This window comes from Nocardioides pocheonensis, assembly GCF_003725535.1.
GTDB classification, from domain to species: Bacteria; Actinomycetota; Actinomycetes; order Propionibacteriales; family Nocardioidaceae; genus Marmoricola; species Marmoricola pocheonensis.
On record NZ_RJSF01000036.1, the window covers coordinates 1 to 17,477 of the forward strand.

Genomic DNA, 17,477 nt, shown 5'->3' on the forward strand with positions numbered 1-17,477 from the left:
CGGATGAGCCGCTGCCGCCGGAGGAGGATCCTCCGCCGCAGACGGGAGAGAAGGGGCCCTGACCGTAGGTGGGTGGCGGTCGTGGCCCCTGATCTCGCTGCGACGCCGAGGGGGTTTGCGGCGCTGCAAACGGGAGCATATGCAGGTTGTTTGCAGCGCTGCAATAGTGAGCGCTAACATTTTTTCGACGACGTCCCGCGACGACCCCTCGCCCGCTGACACGGAGGTGCCCGAGTTGCCCGAGCCCACGCTCAAGGACGTCGCCGCGCTCGCCGGGGTCTCACCTCGCACGGTCTCGAACGTCGTCAACGGCTACGTGCACGTGGCTGCCGCGACGCGGGCGAAGGTCGAGGCGGCGATCCAGGAGCTGGACTACCGGCCGAACATCCTTGCCCGCAACCTGGCCAGCGGTCGCTCGGGGCAGATCGCCGTAGTGATCCCCTACCTCGACACGCCGTACTTCTCCGAGCTGCTGCAGGCGATCATCCCTCGGGCCCGCCACCGCGGCTTCAACGTGCTGATCGACCAGACCGACGGCGACCCGGCCCACGAGGCCGAGCTGATCCGCCGGCGGCCGCGCGGCTTCGCCTACGACGGGATGATCTTCAGCCCGCTGGGCCTCGCCCAGGCCGATCTCTCCCAGCGCGACCCGGACCTGCCGCTCGTGGTGCTGGGCGAGCGGTCGTCGGACGGTGAGTTCGACCACGTCGGCATCGACGACGTCGCCGCCGCGCGCGACGCGGTGGACCACCTCATCTCGCTCGGTCACCGGCGGATCGCCGCGATCGGGGACCAGCCGTACCGCACCGGCGAAGCGGCCCAGCGGCGCACGGCGGGCTACCGGCAGGCGCACGAGCACGCAGGTCTCCCGGTGGACGACTCGCTCGTGATCGTGACTCCGCGGTTCAACCGCGTCGACGGAGCCGAGGCGATGGGCCACCTGCTCGACCGCGAGGATCCGCCGACCGCCGTCTTCGCCTACAGCGACCTGGTGGCACTCGGTGCGATCCGGACGATCCTGCAGCGCGGATTGCGGGTGCCCGAGGACGTGGCCGTCATCGGGTACGACGACATCGAGGACGGCCGCTACAACACGCCGACGGTGAGCACGATCGCCCCGGACAAGGCCGGCATCGCGGCAGCCGCGGTCGACCGGCTCCTCGAGCGCATCGACAGCGGCAACGACCTCCCCGGCAAGGAGATCGTCTGCCCCTACCGGCTCGTCCCGCGGGAGAGCACGGTCGGCCCTGTCACACCGGACTGAGAGACCAAACCGCACGCGTGCGTGCCCACCGAGAGGACCCCTGTGCTCGCAGCCCGACTGTTCGCCCCCGGCGACCTGCGCCTCGTCGAGGAGGAGCCATCCGAACGCGACGAGCCGGGGTGGTCGAGGGTGGCGGTGACGTCGGTCGGCATCTGCGGCTCGGACCTGCACTGGTTCCTCGAGGGCGGCATCGGCGAGGTGGGGCTGACCTCGCCGGTCGTCCCCGGCCATGAGTTCGCGGGCGTCGCACGGACCGGGACGTACGCCGGCCGGCGGGTCGCGGTCGACCCGGCCATCCCCTGCGGCGACTGCGAGCAGTGCCGCGCCGGCCACGGCAACCTCTGCCCCACGGTGCGGTTCGCCGGCCACGGCGCCCTCGACGGCGGCCTGCGCCAGGAGCTGTCCTGGCCCGACCACCTGCTGCACCCCCTCCCCGACTCCGTGAGCGACGACGCCGGCGCCCTGCTGGAGCCGCTCGGGGTCGCGATCCACGCGGTCGGCGTCGGGCACGTCCGACCCGGGGACGACGTCCTGGTGGTGGGCGCCGGCCCGATCGGGGTGCTCGCCGCCGACGTGGCGCGTCGGGCCGGTGCAGCCCGCGTCTTCGCCGGCGAGCCGATCGCCCACCGCCGCGACACCGCGCTGCAGTTCGGTGCCGACGAGGCGTGGGCGCCCGGAGAGGTCGCGCAGGGCGTCCGCGACCGGACCGGCGGGCGGGGCGTCGACGTGGTGATCGAGATGGCCGGCACGGACGAGGCCATCGCCATCGCCGTGGAGTGCGCGCGGCCGGGTGCGCGGGTCGCGCTCGGCGGCATCCCCTCGGAGACCGATTCCGCCTTCCCGGCGGCGCCCGCCCGACGGAAGGGCCTCACGTTCGCGATGGTGCGCCGGATGCACGACACCTACCCGCGCGCGCTCGCCCTGGCCGCGGCCGGCCTGGACCTCGACGCACTCGTGACCGCCCGCTTCCCGTTGGAGCGGGCGGCCGAGGCCTTCGGAGCCGCCGCGGACAGGACCGGCGACAAGACCGTGGTCGAGGTGTCGCGCAGCGGCGACTGATCGACCCGCGGGCCGGACGTGAGATGCCCGACCCGCTCCCTGTATGCTTCAGCGCTGTTGGGCAGGTAGCTCAGTTGGTACGAGCGTCCGCCTGAAAAGTGGAAGGTCGGCGGTTCGACCCCGCCCCTGCCCACCACTCGCGAGAGCCGCAGGTCTTCGACCTGCGGCTCTCGGCGTCCTCAGCGCGGGTCAGGAATGTCGTCCCCCGGCTCCTGTCCGGGCGCCTGCTGCGCGGGATCGTGCCAGGGCGGCAGGGCGGAGAGCGCCGTCTGCACCAGAGCCGTCCGGGCCAGCACCAGCGCTTGGCGGCGCAGCCGGCCACCGGCGTCCTCGGCGTGCTCGGCCACCGCCGCGCGCACCTGTGCGGCCGAGTACGACGGCCGCTCGCCGTGCACCCGGTCCACGTCCGGCAGGGACGCGAGCACCGGGAGGAGCTGGTCGCCGAGCCTGTGCAGCAGCTGGTAGCGCCCGTAGCCGCCCAGCGCGCGCCAGGAGTCCTCGACGTCGACCCGACCCTTCCGGATCTCGCGGGACTGGGCGGCCAGCGTCGCCTTGCCCGCCGCGGTCAGGGCGATGGTCAGCTCTGCCTCGGTGAACTCCACGCGGCCCAGCATCGCACCGGGACGTGAGGCGCCCGACGGCACTCCGGGAATGTCGGTGCCGGGCGGCAGGATGCCTCCGTGTCCGTCGCCTCCGATCCCGCCGGCGTGCCGACCGGGCCCGCGGCGGTGGAGTCCGTGGTCGACTCCGCGCGCGCGGGCCGGCCCGCCGGCCTCTCCGTCCTCCAGGGCACCGCGCTCACGCTCGCCGCCGTCCTCGGCACCGGCGTGATCTCGCTGCCCGGCCTCGCCTCTGACGCCGCGGGTCCGGCGTCCCTGCTGGCCTGGGTGGCGCTGCTGGTCGCCTCGATCCCGCTGGCCGCGACGTTCGCCGCGCTGGGCGCGCGCCACCCGGACGGCGGCGGGGTGGCGACGTACGCACGGCTGGCGTTCGGCGAGCGCGCCGCGACCATGGTCGGCTGGGCGTTCTTCGTGGCGATCCCGGTCGGCGCCCCGGTCGCGGCCGGGTTCGCCGCGTCGTACGTCGCCGACGCCGTGGGCGGCGGCCGGCGCACCGAGGTGGTCGTGACCGCCGCGGTGATCCTCGTGGTGACCGCGATGAACTGGTTCGGCATCCGGGTCTCGGCCCGCGTGCAGCTCGCGATCGCGGCCGTGATCGCCACCCTGCTGCTGCTGACCATCGTGGTCTCGCTCCCCCGCATCCGGAGTGCCCACCTCACGCCGTTCCTCCCGCACGGCTGGTCCGGCGTGGGCTCGGCCGCAGGCATCCTGGTCTGGGCCTTCGCGGGCTGGGAGATCCTCAGCTCGCTCTCCGCGGAGTACGCCCGACCCGCACGCGATATCGGCCGGGCGACGGGGCTGACCCTCGCGGTGGTGACGGTGCTCTACCTCGGGGTCGCCCTCGCCACGGTCGGCGTGCTCGGCAGCCGACCCGGCCGCGCGCCGCTCGCCGACCTGCTCGCCGGGGCCGTCGGCGGCTGGGCACGGCCGGTGACGACCGGCATCGCCGTGCTGCTGACCGTCGGGGCGATCAACGCCTACTTCGCCGGTGCGACGCGGCTGGGTGCGTCGCTCTCGCTCAACGGCGCGATGCCGGCGTGGCTGGGCGGCGACCTGCGGGCCGGCGGCCACAACCCGCGACGCGCCCTCGTCGTGGTGGCGCTCGGCGGTCTCGCGGTGACCGTCGGTGGAGCGGCGCTCGGCGCACGCACTGACGCCACCCTGCTCGTGACCACGGGGAACCTTCGCCCTGGTCTACGTCGTCGGCACGGCGGCCGCCGTGCGTCTGCTGCCCGGCGGATGGCCGCGGGCGGCCGCAGTCCTGTCACTGGTCGCGTCGTGCGGCCTGGTGGTCCTCATCGGACTGCCCGTGCTGCTGCCGATCGGCACGGGTCTGGTCGGCGCAGCGTGGACGTCGGTGCGTCGTCGCCGCGACCCCGACACCCCCGAGCGCGGTCATCGATCCTGACCCCGGGCGTTCCTCCTCCGTCGGCGTCAGTAGCCGCGACCGGGCTCCACGAGGTTGTGCAGCGGCTCCCCGGTGAGGAAGCGCCGCAGGTTGCGGGCGAACAGCCGGACGATCCGGTCGTCCTCGTCGACCGTGAGGGCGGCCGTGTGCGGGCTGAGGATCACGTCGGAACGTCCCCACAGCGGGGAATCGGCCGGCAGCGGCTCCAGCTCGGTCACGTCCACCGCCGCGCCGCGAAGCCTCCCTTCGCGGAGGGCCGCCACCAGCGCCGAGCTGTCGATGACACTGCCTCGACCGACGTTGACCAGCACCGCGTGCCGCGGCAGCCGCGCCAGCCGGTCGGCGTCGAAGAGCCGATGCGTCCGCGTCGTACCGGGCACGGCGACGACGACCGCGTCGCATCGCGGGAGGACGTCGTCCAGCTCCTTCATGGAGAGGTGTGCGGTGACCCCCTCCACCATGCCACTGGAGTTGCTGCCCCGGATCCCGAGGACGGTGGCCCCGAAGGCACCGAGCAACCGCGAGACCTCCCGTCCGACACCTCCCAGCCCGACGACCACGACCGTGCTCGCAGCCAGCTGCCGCATCGGCCATCGTTCGGGCCACTCACGACGTCTGCTGAGCTCGGAGAGCCGGTCGATGTCCTTGGCGAACGCCAACAGTCCGAACAGTGCGAACTCCGCCAGCGGCTCGGCGTGCAGGCCGGCCGTGGAGGTCACCAGGGCCCGCGACACCACATCAGGGGCGAGACCGGACCCCGTGAGGAGCTCGCCCGTGCCCGCCGCCGTGCCCTGGACCCAGCGCAGGTGTGGTGCGCACGAGAACAGCTCCACGACCCCTTCCGTGGAATCGCCCGGGAACCCCAGCGCGACGTCGGTCCGCGCCAGCAGGTCCTTCCACCGGGCCTCGTCGGCCGCACTCCGGGTGAAACCGGGCACCCCGCGATGGTCGGCGGGAAAGCGCTGAGCGGGTAGCAGCTCGGTCGGGAAGTGGATCTCGACATCGGCGTCCAACTCGGCGACGAGCGCCGAGAGCGCGGGCACCGGGTCGAGCGAGAGCGGCGCGCAGACCGTGATCGTCAGTGTCACTTGCCCCAGATCCTCCGGTAGACGTCGCGATAGCCGTTGTCGGGGTCCCAGCCGGTCGACGTGCCCACGTTCCCTGCATCGGTCACGTGCACCGCGGGCACGTAGCCGCTGGCGGGCTCACCGTGGAAGGCCCGGTTGAGCTCGTCGACGATCTGCCAGCCCTCGACGCCGAGCGGTTCCGGCACGGTTGCCGCCTGGTACTGACCGCTGGCGATGCGGCGGAACGCCGCCGCCGACCCGTCGCCCGCTCCCACGTTGTACGGCGCACCGGTGCCCTTGCGCCCGGCAGCACGCAACGGTGTCGCGGCGTTGTCGAAGTACAGGTCGTTGATCGCGACGGAGAAGGTCCACGCGCTGCCCAGACGGGCGACGAGGGACGAGAACTCCTGGGGTGTCCTCGTGCCGGCGTCCGGGATCGGGATGTTCTCCACCGCGAGCACCCTGACGCTGCGGCACCTCCTGAGCTCGTCCTCGATCATCCGGGCCTTGCCGGCGGCGAAGGGGATCGAGTTGTCGGTGAAGACGACGACCCCGGCCGCACCGCGGGACTTCTCGATGATCCACTGGGCACTGACCTTCGCGACCTCGCCGACCTCGGTGGTCACGTTGGCGAAGAGCTTGGGGTTGTCGCTGGGGCCCGGTTCGCTCAGCGCGTGCCAGCCGACCACCGGGATCGAGGCGTCGGCGGCCTGCCTGATCTCGGAGCTGATCGCGTTCGGATCGAACCCTCCGACCACGATCCCGTCGGGCTTGACCGACAACGCCTGTCCGAACGCCGCGGCGATCCCGGACTGGTCCCCCTGCCCGTCGATCACCCGCACCCTCCAGCCGATCGCCTTCGCGGCCTGCTCGACCCCGGCAGCGACCCCGGCGACACCGGGGTTCGTCATCGTCTGGGCGACGAAGACGATGTCCTTCGCGGACGCCGCGCGAGGGCCCGACGTCGGCCCGGTCCAGGGCGAGGCGTTGTCGGTGGCCGCCTCGACCGCTGCCGCCGCGGACGCCACCACGTCGTCGCAGGCGCCCTTTGCGGGCGTGGCCGCCGGGTCGACGCCGCGGGAGCAGCCGGACGAGAGGAGGCCGACGAGCGCGACCGCGACGACCGAGCTCTTCGACATCGTCTTCATCAGGTCTCCTTGCGATGGGTGGTCGCGTCCGAGACGGGGTCCGCACTGCCGGGTCAACGGGGAATTCGGTGCAGGGTCTCTCGGTCCTCATCGGGCCAACGGCATCACCGGCCCGGGGGTGTCGGTGGGCCCGGACCCGTCCGTCGGCCGCGACCGATCGCCGTCGGCCGGGTCGACGAGGGAGTCGGACCGGCGCCGCGTGCCGACGACGCCTCCCGCGCGCTCGCGGCGACGCGCGGCGTACCCCGCCATGCCGACCGCGGCGAGCAGGGTGAGTCCGTTGAACATCGGGGTCACCCAGAACGCCGCACCCTCCTGCTGCAGACCGGAGAGCCCGACGGCCAGGACGGAGACCGCGACCAGCGTCCCGACGGCGTTTGCCCGGCCGGGCCTGATCGTCGTGGACCCGAGCAACGCACCGACGAAGGCGGGCAGCAGGTAGGAGCTTCCCGCGCTCGGGTCGCCGATCTGCTGCTGCGCTGCGAGCACCGCCCCGGCAAAGGCCGTGATCACACCGGAACCGACGAAGGCGAGCACCACGACCTTGCGCCGGGGAATGCCGACCAACTCCGCTGCCCGAGGGTTGGCGCCGACGACGTAGAGGTACCGTCCGGTCGGCAGGTGCTCGAGGCACAACCACAGCACCAGCACGAGCGCCACGACGTACCAGAAGGTGACCGGGACGGTCAGAACGCTCGAGTCGGCCAGGTGCGTGAAGCCTGGGGGAAGCCCGTGCAGCCCAGGAACGATCCGGGCACCGCCGGTGATCCACCCGGTCAGCGCGTACAGGATGCTGCCTGTCCCCAGCGTCGCGATGAACGAGTCGATCTGGGCGAGCTCCACCAGCAGGCCGTTCAGCAGCCCGATGACCACACCTCCACCCAGGAGCAGGAGGACGACCACCGGCCACGGCACGCCGTGCTCGGCGATCAGCCACATCGCCACGACGTGGGCCAGGCCGATGCCGAAGCCGATGGAGAGGTCGAAGCGCCCGGTCACGATCGGGATGGTCGCCCCGAGCGCGAGGATCGCCGGGATGGACTGGTTGGTGAGGATCGCCCGGAGGTTGGTCCCGGTGGGGAACGTCTCCGGTAGCAGCACCGAGAACAGCGCGAAGAGCAGGACGGCGAGGCCGAGCAGGCCGTACACACCGATGAGGGAACCGTTGCCGCGGGACGTTCCACGCGGGCCGCCCCCGGCCCGACGTGGTCGCAGCGTGGCCCTCATGCGACGGCCCCCGATGCCTGCGCGACGAGAGAGGCGCAGCTGAGCTCGGGCCGCCGGATCTCCCGCACGACGGACCCGTCCCGGAACACCAGCGCTCGGTGGCCGATCTGTGCGACTTCCTCGAAGTCGCTCGACACCAGCAAGACGCCCACGCCGCGGTCCAGGGCCTCCTCCAGGAGGGCGTAGATCTCCTCCTTGGCCCCGACGTCGACGCCTGCCGTCGGCTCCTCGAGGACCAGGACCCTCGCGCCCGTGGAGAGCCAGCGAGCGAGCATCACCTTCTGCTGGTTCCCACCCGACAGGACCCACACCGGCAGCGCAGGGTCGTCGGGACGTACGCCGAAACGCGTCAGCATCTCGGCGGCGAGCGCTCGTTCCCGTCGATGCCCACGGAGGTGCCAGGCCCGCTCGCCCTTGATCGCGGGGTTGGGGAGCAGGTTCTCGGTCACCGTGAGCCCCATGGCCAGGCCCTCGTCCGCCCGGTTGCAGGTCACGAAGCCCAGGCCGCGACGTACCGCCGACGCGAGGGTGTGCGGCACGTAGGGCACGTCGTCCACCCACAGCTGACCGCCGTGGCAGCGCATCGCCCCGACCACGGTCCGGCCGAGCTCGACGTGCCCGGCGCCACCGAGCCCCACGAGTCCCACGACCTCGCCGGCACGGACGGAGAGGGAGACCGGCCCCACACCCTGTCCCACGACTTCGCGCAGCTCCAGGACACTCCGCTCGCTGCAGGCCCGTGGCGCGGGCGCCGGCCCGTCGAGGCTGCGGCCCACGATGTCGCGCACGGCCTGGGCGGGGGAGATCGCGGGGACCGGCTCGTCCGCGACGACCCGACCGTCACGCATGACCGCCACCCGGTCGGCCAGCGCGAAGACCTCGTCGAGGCGGTGGGACACGTAGAGGATCCCCATGCCGTCCTCGCGCAGGCGACGCAGCACCGCGAACAGTCGCTGCGCCTGGTCGACCGGCAGGCTCGCGGTGGGCTCGTCGAAGACGAGGACCCGTGCCTCGACGACCAGAGCCCGTGCAATGGCGACCATCGACCGCTCGGTCCGGGAGAGGTCGGCGACCAGGCTTCCCGGATCGGCCGGGCAGCCGACGACGGCCAGCGCCCGCTCCGCCCGCCGGCGAGCTCCTGCCCAGTCGATCAGCCCGGAGGCCCGTCGCGGGTAGCCGGCCCCGAGAGCGACGTTCTCGGCGACCGAGAGCCCGTCGACGAGACCGAGGTCCTGGTGGACGAACGCGAGGCAACCACCGGCGGTGCTCGACCCGAGCTCCTGCCCGCACACCGTGACCGCGCCCGTGTCGAGGGAGTGGATGCCGGCCAGCACCTTGATCAACGTCGACTTGCCGGCGCCGTTCTGGCCGAGAAGAGCCACGATCGATCCGGCCCGGACCTCGAGGTCGACCCCGTCGAGCGCCTGCGTGGCGCCGAAACGCTTGCTCGCACCACGGACCGCGACCAGCACCTCGCTCCTGACGACCTCGCCGCCGGAGACAGTGCTGGGTGGCACGTGCATCGGACTCCCTCTCCGTGACGCGTTGGCCGTCACGATGGCCCTCTTCCCACGATCGACGTGCTCCCCCGCGGTCGCAAGCGGAATCGTGGAATTGCCGGTGCGGCGTGCCCTCGCCGGGGGCGGCTCCGGCCGGGGGCGTGCTCGTTCGCGAGCCGTCCCCGGCCGGGGCGCGGTACGGTCGAGCCGACGAGCCCGGGCCCGTCGGCGAACAACGAGCGCACCACCTCGTCGCACCACCGCACCTGACCTGGCCCGTCGGCCGGTCCGCACCCGTCAGGAGGCCGGATGCCGGAGGCAGAACGTCGCGACCCGGCCGCACCCGCGTCCGGCGGACCGCCTGTCTCCACGAGCGAGTTCGAGGCGCTGTTCGACTCGCTGGCGTCCTGGCGGCGAGGAGAGCCGGTCGACGAGGCCGGACGTCTGGGAAGCCGTGGGCCGGCGGACGTCCTGGCTGCGGTGGGCGCCGTCCGGCACGGTGAGACGGTCAGCCTCGCGCTCCCCGTCAGCTCCGAGGCCGGGCCCGACAACCCGCGCCCCGCCCTGCACCACATGGTCGACCTCGGCGACGTGGAGCCATGCGAGCCCAGCACCCACAAGGACTTCCTCGGGCTCGACTACCACGGCAAGGCGGTGACCCACCTCGACGCGCTCTGCCACATCGGCTACCGCGGTGAGCTCTTCGGAGGCGTGGCGAGCGCGGCGGCCGTGTCCTCGCTGGGATCGCGGTGGGCCGCCGTCACCGCCCTCTCGTCCGGCATCTTCGTGCGAGCAGTGCTCTACGACCTCCCCCGCGTCAGCGGGATCGACTGGCTCGAGCCGGGGCAGGCGGTGCACGCAGAGGACCTGCTGGCAGCCGAGGAAGCTCTCGGTGCGCGCGCCGGAGCCGGTGACGCGCTGCTGTTGAGGTCCGGGCACCAGCGGCGTCGTGCCGACCTCGGACCATGGGACTCCGACGCCGCGAGCGCAGGTCTGCACGTCGGTGCCATGGAGCTGCTCGACGCGCGTGGTGTTGCCGTCCTGGGCGCGGACGGCGACAGCGACGTCCGCCCGTCACCCGTCGAGGGTGTGCACTCCCCTGTCCACGCGCTGGCCCTGACCGCGCTCGGCATCGTGCTCCTGGACAACCTCGACCTCGAGGGTTTGGCCGATGCCTGCGCGAGACACCGGCAGTACGACTTCCTGCTCGTGGTCGCACCCCTCGTCGTACCCCGCGGCACCGGGTCACCGGTGAACCCGATCGCCGTGCTCTGACCCGGGCACCAGCGGTCCGGAGTCGACACTCCGTGCTCGCGTTCGGCAGTCCGCCGCTTCCAGGTCGAGTAGCGTCGGACAGACCATGTCGGTGTCGACGATCCGCCGGTCACGAAACCTTCCCGCCGATCTGACGAGCTTCGTGGGCCGCGAACGAGAGCTCCCGGCAGTCAAGCGACTGCTGGCCAGCTATCGACTGGTCACGCTCACCGGCCCGGGTGGCGTCGGCAAGACCCGGGTCGCGCTGCGGGCGGCCGACGAGGTCCAGTGGGCCTTCCCCGACGGCGTCTGGTTCGTCGAGCTGGCCGGTCTGCACGACCCGAGCCTCGTTCCCCAGACGGTCGCGGACACATTGGGGATCCAGGGCACCGCCCAGAACGGACCACTCGAGAGCCTGGTCGAGTTCCTCCGGTCTCGAGAGCTGCTCCTCGTCCTCGACAACTGCGAGCACCTCGTCGACGCCTGCACAGCGCTGGCGGACTCCCTCCTCCGGACGTGTCCCGGGCTCCGGATCCTGGCCACCAGCCGGCAGCTCCTGCACGTCGAGGGTGAGCAGTTCTTCCAGGTCCCACCCCTGCCGGTGCCGAACGCCGAGCAGTCCGGGGCGCCGGAGACCCTGCACAAGTACGCCGCCGTGCGGCTCTTCGCCGAGCGGGCCGAGGCGGTCCGACCCGGGTTCGCCCTCGACCCGAGCAACCAGGTCGCGGTCTCGGAGATCTGTCGACGCCTCGACGGCATCCCGCTGGCCCTCGAGCTCGCCGCCAGTCGGCTCCGCGCACTCTCGGTCCACCAGCTGCACGAGCGGCTCGACGACCGCTACGCCCTGCTGACGGGGGGAAGCCCTGCCAGGCTCCCCCGCCAACAGACGCTGCGCGCGCTCATCCAGTGGAGCTACGACCTGTGCTCGCCGGCCGAGCAACAGCTCTGGGCCCGGCTGTCGGTCTTCGGGGAGGGCATCGCCCTGCAAGCCGCGGAGTTCGTGTGCTCCGACGACAGCATCGAGGCCGGCGAGGTGTTCGACCTGATGGCCAGCCTGGTGGACAAGTCGATCGTCGCGACCGAGCGCCTGAGCGACCGGGTGCGCTACCACCTGCCGGAGACGCTGCGCGAGTTCGGCCACGAGCTGTTGTCCCCGGAGGAGGAGGCCGCGCTGAGCCGCAGGCTTCGCGACTGGTGCCGGGATCTGGTCAGGGAGGCCACGGCCGCCTGGTTCACCGGCGACCAGGTGGAGCTGTTCACCTCCCTTCGGCTCGAGCACGGCAACCTTCGGCGCGCCTTCGGTTTCTGCCTGAGCCAGCCGGGGGAGGCCGCCGTGGGCCTCGAGATGGCGAGCGCGCTGCGGTTCTACTGGCTGATGACCGGCTCGCTGAACGAGGGGCGGCAGTGGATCGACCGACTCCTCGCACTTCACGACCGCCAGGACCTGACCCGGGTCCACGCACTGCAGGTGAACGGCCACCTGCTCACCCTGCTCCACGAGCACGACACGGCGGAGGCCCTGCTGGACGAGGCCCGTGTCCTGGCCGGAGAGCTCGGCGATCCGTCCGGCATCGCCGCCGTGACCCAGGTCCGCGGCCTCGCAGCGCTGTTCCGGGGTGAGCCCGACGGTGCTTTCACCCTGCTCGACCAGGCCCTGCAGCAGCACACGGCACTGGGCGATCGCGCCGCAGCGGCGTACGACGGGATCCAGCTCGCCCTCGCCACCGTGATGCTCGGTGATCAGCTCCGTGCTCTCGGCCTGATCGAGGACTCCCTGAGGCTGTGCGAGCCGAGCGGCGAGAACTGGACCACCGCGCTGGCGTTGTTCGCACTCGGGGTCGAGGCGTGCCGCAACGGCGACCTGGTCCGGTCGATCGAGGCGGGACGCAAGAGCATCCGGCTGCGCCTGCCGCTCCAGGACCGCCGCAGCATCGGCCTGAACTTCGAGGCGCTCGCCTGGACTGCGGCGGCCAGCGGCGAGGCCGTCCGCGCCGCCCGGCTCTTCGGTGCCGCGCAGGCCGTTCAGCTGTCCATCGGCACCTCGCTGCATGCGCTGGGCCACCTGGCCGAGCTCCACGAGCTCTACGAGCCGGTGGCGCGCACGGCCCTCGGCGACGAGGCGTTCGAGTGGGAGCTCGCCGCCGGCATGGGGCTGGAGTTCGAGGAGGCGGTGGACTACGCGCTCGACGAGAGGCCGCAGGAACCCGTCGCGGCTGCTCGAGCGCAGTCGGACGCCGCGAAGGCCGCCGGTCTGACCCGCCGTGAGCGCGAGGTGGCGGAGCTGGTCGGGCAGGGCATGAGCAACAAGGAGATCGCAGCCAGGCTGGTGATCTCCCCGCGCACGGCCGAAGCACATGTGGAGCACATCCTCGCGAAGCTGGGCTTCACCTCTCGCGCCCAGGTCGCGGTCTGGATCACCCAGCACCGGACCGGCTCGGACTGACACCCCCGGGACACGGCCCGCCAACGGTCAGCCACTTGACCGAACGAGAACACGTTCTACAGTGACGTCGTGGTCGACGGAACCTGCTCGGAGGCATTCCTCCCCCTGCGTGACCTGCTCGAGAAGAGCCTGGCGTCGGGAGAGGACGCCGGCGCGGGGCTCGCGGTGGTGCACGATGGCGAGCTCGTGGTCGACCTGTGGGGCGGCGAGGCGCGGCCGGGGCAACCGTGGACGCGCGACACGCTCACCCACGTCTGGTCGCTGTCGAAGGTGATGACCACCCTCGCCGTGCTCGTGCTCGTCGAGCGCGGCGATCTCGACCTCGACGCCCCGGTCGCCCGGTACTGGCCGGACTTCGGCGCGCACGGCAAGGACGAGGTGGTGGTCCGCCAGCTGCTCGGTCACACCAGTGGCGTTCCCGGCTGGACCGAGCAGGTCAGCGTCGAGGAGATCCTCGACCTCGAGCACAGCGAGGCGCTGCTCGCCGACCAGGAGCCCTGGTACGAGCCGGGCACCGCGCCGGCGTACCAGATCATCTGCCACGGCCACCTCGTCGACGGACTCGTCCGCGGCGCGACCGGGCGCACCCTCGCCGAGGTGGTCCACGAGGACGTGATGGCACCGTTCGGCGGCGGCTTCCTCCTCGGCGTGCCGGAGGAGCAGCTCGGGCTCTGCGCGGACCTCATCGCGCCGCCGGGCTCGAGCATCGACCACACCACGCTCGGGCCGGACCACTTCCTCATCCGCACCGTGCCCAACCCGTTGCTGACCGCAGCGGTCTGCAACACCGAGCAGTGGCGCCGCGGGTCCGTGGCGGGGATGGGTGGCCACGGCACGGCCCGCGGCATCGCGCTGGCGCAGGCACTGATCTCCCACGGCGGCTCGGTCGGCGGGGTCGACCTGCTCTCACCGGCGACCGTCGACCGGGTCCTCGAGGTGCAGGCGGAGGGCATCGACCAGGTGCTCACGGTCCCGGTCCGGTTCGGCGCCGGCTTCGCGCTGCCGGTGTCCTCCGCACCCGCGATCCCCGAGGGCCGGGTCTGCTGGTGGACCGGGTACGGCGGCGCCGTGGTGGTCAACGACCTGGACCGGCGCACGACGTTCGCCTACGTGCCGAACAAGCTCGCCACCCACCTGGTGTCCTCGCCGCGCACCGACGCCTACGTCCGCACCGCCTTCGCCTGCCTGGAGGACTCGTGACCACACCCCACGTCTGCATCATCGGAGCCGGCTGCTCGGGCATCACCACCGCCAAGCGACTGGCCGAGTTCGGCATCTCCTACGACCAGTTCGAGCTCAGCGACGACGTCGGCGGCAACTGGTACTTCCGCAACCCCAACGGTCGCTCGGCGGTCTACGAGTCGCTGCACATCGACACGTCGACGGCCCGCCTGCAGTTCGAGGACTTCCCGGCGCCGGCCGACTACCCGGACTTCCCGCACCACACGCTGATCCAGGACTACTTCCGCGCGTACGTCGAGAAGTTCGGCCTGCGCGACCGGATCGAGTTCGGCACCGGCGTCGAGCGCGCCCGCCGGGTCTCGGCAGGCTCGACCAGCGATGCGGGCTGGGACGTGACCCTCTCGACCGGGGAGTCCCGCCGCTACACCGACCTGGTGGTCGCCAACGGTCACCACTGGAGCCCACGGCTGCCCGACTGGGCGGACCCCGAGGCGTTCGCCGGCGACCTGATCCACAGCCACGCCTACGTGAACCCGTTCGAGCCGGTCGAGATCCGCGGCAGGACCGTGATCGTGGTCGGCATGGGCAACTCGGCGATGGACATCGCCTCGGAGCTGTCCAGCCCCTGGATGGCCAAGAAGCTCTACGTCTCGGCCCGCCGTGGCGTGTGGGTGCTGCCGAAGTACCGCAACGGGGTCGCCGCCGACAAGGTGATGGCGCCCCCGGACATCCCGCGCGAGCAGGCCCTGGCCGCCGGCCGGCAGCTGATCAAGGAGCTGGTCGGGAACATGAGCAACTACGGCCTGCCCGAGCCGGACCACGAACCGCTCTCGGCGCACCCGTCGGTGAGCGCGGACTTCCTGACCAAGGCCGGGTCCGGCGACATCCACATGCTGCCGGCGATCGAGCGGCTCGACGGCCGCACCGTGCACCTCGTCGACGGCAGCTCGGTCGAGGCCGACGTGATCATCTGCGCGACCGGCTACGACATGCGCTTCCCCTTCTTCGAAGGGACGGAGCCCGACCTCCACCCCGACGGCGAGCACCGCTTCCCGCTGTTCAAGCGGATGATCAAGCCCGGGGTGGACCACCTGTACTTCCTCGGCCTGGCGCAATCCTCGCCGACGATCGTCAACCTGGCCGAGCAGCAGTCCAAGCTGCTCGCCCGCCTCCTCACCGGCCGCTACGCCCTCCCGCCGGTCGAGGAGCAGGTGCGGATCATGGAGCAGGACGAGGCCGAGCACCTCGCGCAGTACTACGCGGCGCCGCGGCACACGATCCAGATCGACTTCGGCCGGTACGTCGTCGACCTGCTCGCCGAGATCGAGGCCGGCGAGGCTCGTGCGGCCGCGTCGTCGGACCGAGCCGCTACGGCAGCTCCGACGGCCTGATCGCGGCGGTCACCGCGGCGGTGTAGGCGCGATAACCCTTCACGTTGGGGTGGAACGGAGCCGGGTCGAGCGCCCCGGTGATCCACGGATCCGCGGCGTTCGCGCCGTGTCCGTCGAAGCGCCGGGTCACTCCGACGAACCCGAAGCCGTGACGTGCCGCCGCCGCGGCGATCACCTCGTCGAGCAGGTCGGCCCCGTCGTTCATCGCCTGCTGCTCGGCGGGTGAGGCGAGCAGGAACGGGCCACGTCGGGGCGTGAACAGGCGCGGGTATCCGGTCACCAGCACGCGTGCCTGCGGCGCACGCGCCCCCACCTGCGCGTAGACCGAGTCGAGCAGGCCCGGCAGCACGTCGGTGACCCTGGCCCGGCTCAGCTGGATCGACCGTGCGCAGGCGGCATCGGTGCCGCCGAGGCACGCGGCGATCGTGCCCGACCAGCCGGTGTCGTTGCCCCCGATGGTCAGGGTGACCAGGTCCGTGCGGGCGCCGAGCGCGGTCAGCTGGCCGCCGGAGACCAGCGTCGCGGTCGTGGCGCCGGCGCAGGCGACGAAGTCGTCGAGGGCGAGCCGTTCCCGGCCGGCGACCTGGACGGCGTACGCCGCGTCGGACCGCCCGCAGGCCGAGTACGGCGGGACGCCGTAGCCGGACGCGTAGGAGTCGCCGAGCGCGTCGTACACGACCACCCGGCGGGGGACGGCCGAGGCCGAGGTCAGCCCGAACGCCGCGAGCGCGACGAAGACCGTCGCGGCCAGTCCGCGTCGTGCTGCCCGGGAACGCTCCGTCACCCTTCGAACGTACCCGTGGGCGCCTCGGCGCCCCCTACTGTGCTCCCGTGGCCCACTACGAGAAGCAGCTGTCCGGCGACGTCGACGACCTGGTCGCGCACCTCGACCGGGCGATCCCGGCGGGCAGCGTCACGGGCAAGCTCGAGGACGGCTCCGACCAGCGCCTGGGGGACGCGCGCATGGTGGTCCGGGTGTTCGAGCGCTACAGCGCCCTGGGCGGCAACCGGGTGAGCCTGACGATCTGCATCCTCGCGGTCGGGCAGCAGCTCGCCCTCTCGGCCACGACGTCCGGCGGCAGCCAGGCGATGTTCTTCAAGCTGAACACCTTCGGCGAGGAGTCGTTCCTGCGCCGCGCGGTCGAGGCGATCGAGGGCTACCCGGGCTGACCGGCCCACCCCGGAAAACGCGGCCGTTTGCCCCAGGCCTCCGACGGGTAATCCGAGGCATGGTTGTCAGGCTCGCCCTGCTCGGCGACTCCATGGCCGCGGGTCGCGGCGCCCAGCGTCGTACCGAGACGCCGGCCGCTCGGCTGGCCGATCAGCTGCGGGCCGACGGGCTGACCGTGACCACCCGCGTGTTCGCGGTCGCGGGCGCACGCAGCAGCGCGCTCGCCGCGCAGGTCGAGGCCGCGGTCACCTGGCGGCCGCGGGTCGCGGTGATCGTGATCGGCGCCAACGACCTGATCCACCACACGCGTGCCAACCGAGCCGCGCACGACCTCGCCGAGGCGGTACGCCGGCTCCGGACCGCCGGCGCCGAGGTGGTCGTCGCGCCCGCCCCCGACCTCAGCGCGCTGCCCGACACCCCGCTCGGTCTCAAGCCGGTGCTGCGCTCGGCGAGCATGCTGCTGCGCGACTGCCAGATCGGCGCGGCGCTCGCCGCGGGGGCGCACGTCGCCGATCGCGACCACGCCACCGCGGAGGTCTTCGCGGCCGACCGGTCGCTGTTCTGTCCCGACCGGTTCCACCCCTCCGGCGCCGGCTACGCGGTGATCGCCGAGGCGCTGCGCCCGGCCGTGGCCGCAGCCCTCCAGGCGCACGAGGACCGAGCCGGTGCGGCCCGGCGCACCTCGCTCACGCTCGGGGAGACGACCTCGGGATCGGCGACCGCCCAGGTCTGAGACCCCGGAGC

At 72.5% G+C, this 17,477-nt stretch carries 14 protein-coding genes, 1 tRNA gene and 1 pseudogene; 10 read left to right on the forward strand and 6 right to left on the reverse strand.

All coding sequences use genetic code 11. The features are described 5' to 3' along the window. Positions 1-235 precede the first annotated feature (235 nt). The 3 genes from EFL26_RS09135 (at position 236) to EFL26_RS09145 (ending at position 2,459) form a co-directional block, all read left to right on the forward strand. Positions 236-1,264: a LacI family DNA-binding transcriptional regulator gene (locus EFL26_RS09135; protein ID WP_246000106.1), complete on the forward strand. Its 1,029-nt coding sequence runs from the start codon at positions 236-238 to the stop codon at positions 1,262-1,264. A gap of 42 nt (positions 1,265-1,306) precedes the next feature. After that, on the forward strand, positions 1,307-2,323 hold the full coding sequence (locus EFL26_RS09140; RefSeq protein ID WP_246000107.1) for a zinc-dependent alcohol dehydrogenase: 1,017 nt from the start codon (positions 1,307-1,309) through the stop codon (positions 2,321-2,323). Positions 2,324-2,382: 59 nt separating this feature from the next. Next, positions 2,383-2,459: transfer RNA gene (locus EFL26_RS09145), tRNA-Phe, on the forward strand. Between the two features lie 43 nt (positions 2,460-2,502). Here the strand turns inward: EFL26_RS09145 and EFL26_RS09150 are convergent. After that, positions 2,503-2,925, reverse strand: coding sequence for a hypothetical protein (locus tag EFL26_RS09150; RefSeq protein ID WP_246000108.1), 423 nt, complete (start codon positions 2,923-2,925; stop codon positions 2,503-2,505). 225 nt (positions 2,926-3,150) lie between these two features. On the opposite strand from EFL26_RS09150, the pseudogene EFL26_RS24980 reads away from it, so the two are divergent. Further along, positions 3,151-4,035, forward strand: a pseudogene (locus EFL26_RS24980) (APC family permease); the annotation flags it as partial. A gap of 342 nt (positions 4,036-4,377) precedes the next feature. Here the strand turns inward: EFL26_RS24980 and EFL26_RS24985 are convergent. The 4 genes from EFL26_RS24985 to EFL26_RS09175 all read right to left on the reverse strand — a co-directional run bounded on the left by EFL26_RS24985 (position 4,378) and on the right by EFL26_RS09175 (position 9,316). Then, positions 4,378-5,439 (reverse strand): D-2-hydroxyacid dehydrogenase, encoded by a 1,062-nt coding sequence (locus EFL26_RS24985; protein WP_183408109.1) that lies wholly within the window; start codon positions 5,437-5,439, stop codon positions 4,378-4,380. Beyond that, positions 5,436-6,566, reverse strand: coding sequence for a substrate-binding domain-containing protein (locus EFL26_RS09165; RefSeq protein WP_183408110.1), 1,131 nt, complete (start codon positions 6,564-6,566; stop codon positions 5,436-5,438). The genes EFL26_RS24985 and EFL26_RS09165 overlap by 4 nt, the downstream gene beginning before the upstream one ends. Positions 6,567-6,653: 87 nt before the next feature. Then, the gene (locus tag EFL26_RS09170) at positions 6,654-7,715 is read right to left on the reverse strand and encodes an ABC transporter permease (RefSeq protein ID WP_221176911.1); all 1,062 of its coding nucleotides are present in this window, start codon (positions 7,713-7,715) and stop codon (positions 6,654-6,656) included. Positions 7,716-7,789: 74 nt separating this feature from the next. Continuing rightward, positions 7,790-9,316 carry a sugar ABC transporter ATP-binding protein gene (locus EFL26_RS09175; protein WP_123222600.1) on the reverse strand — a complete coding sequence of 509 codons (1,527 nt, stop codon included), beginning with the start codon at positions 9,314-9,316 and terminating at the stop codon, positions 7,790-7,792. 285 nt (positions 9,317-9,601) lie between these two features. Between EFL26_RS09175 and EFL26_RS09180 the strand changes: the two genes are divergently transcribed. From EFL26_RS09180 to EFL26_RS09195, 4 genes are all read left to right on the forward strand, one after another. After that, positions 9,602-10,567, forward strand: a complete 966-nt coding sequence (locus EFL26_RS09180) for a cyclase family protein (RefSeq protein ID WP_123222601.1) — start codon at positions 9,602-9,604, stop codon at positions 10,565-10,567. Between the two features lie 85 nt (positions 10,568-10,652). Beyond that, positions 10,653-12,989, forward strand: a complete 2,337-nt coding sequence (locus EFL26_RS24670) for an ATP-binding protein (protein WP_123222602.1) — start codon at positions 10,653-10,655, stop codon at positions 12,987-12,989. A gap of 69 nt (positions 12,990-13,058) precedes the next feature. Next, a complete protein-coding gene (locus EFL26_RS09190) occupies positions 13,059-14,189 on the forward strand; it encodes a serine hydrolase domain-containing protein (RefSeq protein WP_123222603.1) in 1,131 nt (376 codons plus the stop codon). Next, positions 14,186-15,562 (forward strand): flavin-containing monooxygenase, encoded by a 1,377-nt coding sequence (locus tag EFL26_RS09195; RefSeq protein ID WP_123222604.1) that lies wholly within the window; start codon positions 14,186-14,188, stop codon positions 15,560-15,562. The genes EFL26_RS09190 and EFL26_RS09195 overlap by 4 nt, the downstream gene beginning before the upstream one ends. Here EFL26_RS09195 and EFL26_RS09200 read toward each other — a convergent pair. Continuing rightward, positions 15,540-16,346 (reverse strand): SGNH/GDSL hydrolase family protein, encoded by an 807-nt coding sequence (locus EFL26_RS09200; RefSeq protein WP_123222605.1) that lies wholly within the window; start codon positions 16,344-16,346, stop codon positions 15,540-15,542. The genes EFL26_RS09195 and EFL26_RS09200 overlap by 23 nt on opposite strands. Positions 16,347-16,393: 47 nt before the next feature. On the opposite strand from EFL26_RS09200, the gene EFL26_RS09205 reads away from it, so the two are divergent. Both EFL26_RS09205 and EFL26_RS09210 read left to right on the forward strand, forming a co-directional pair. Then, positions 16,394-16,732, forward strand: a complete 339-nt coding sequence (locus tag EFL26_RS09205; RefSeq protein WP_123222606.1) for a DUF6054 family protein — start codon at positions 16,394-16,396, stop codon at positions 16,730-16,732. Positions 16,733-16,791: 59 nt separating this feature from the next. After that, a complete protein-coding gene (locus tag EFL26_RS09210; protein ID WP_123222607.1) occupies positions 16,792-17,466 on the forward strand; it encodes an SGNH/GDSL hydrolase family protein in 675 nt (224 codons plus the stop codon). The last annotated feature ends 11 nt before the right edge of the window (positions 17,467-17,477 follow it).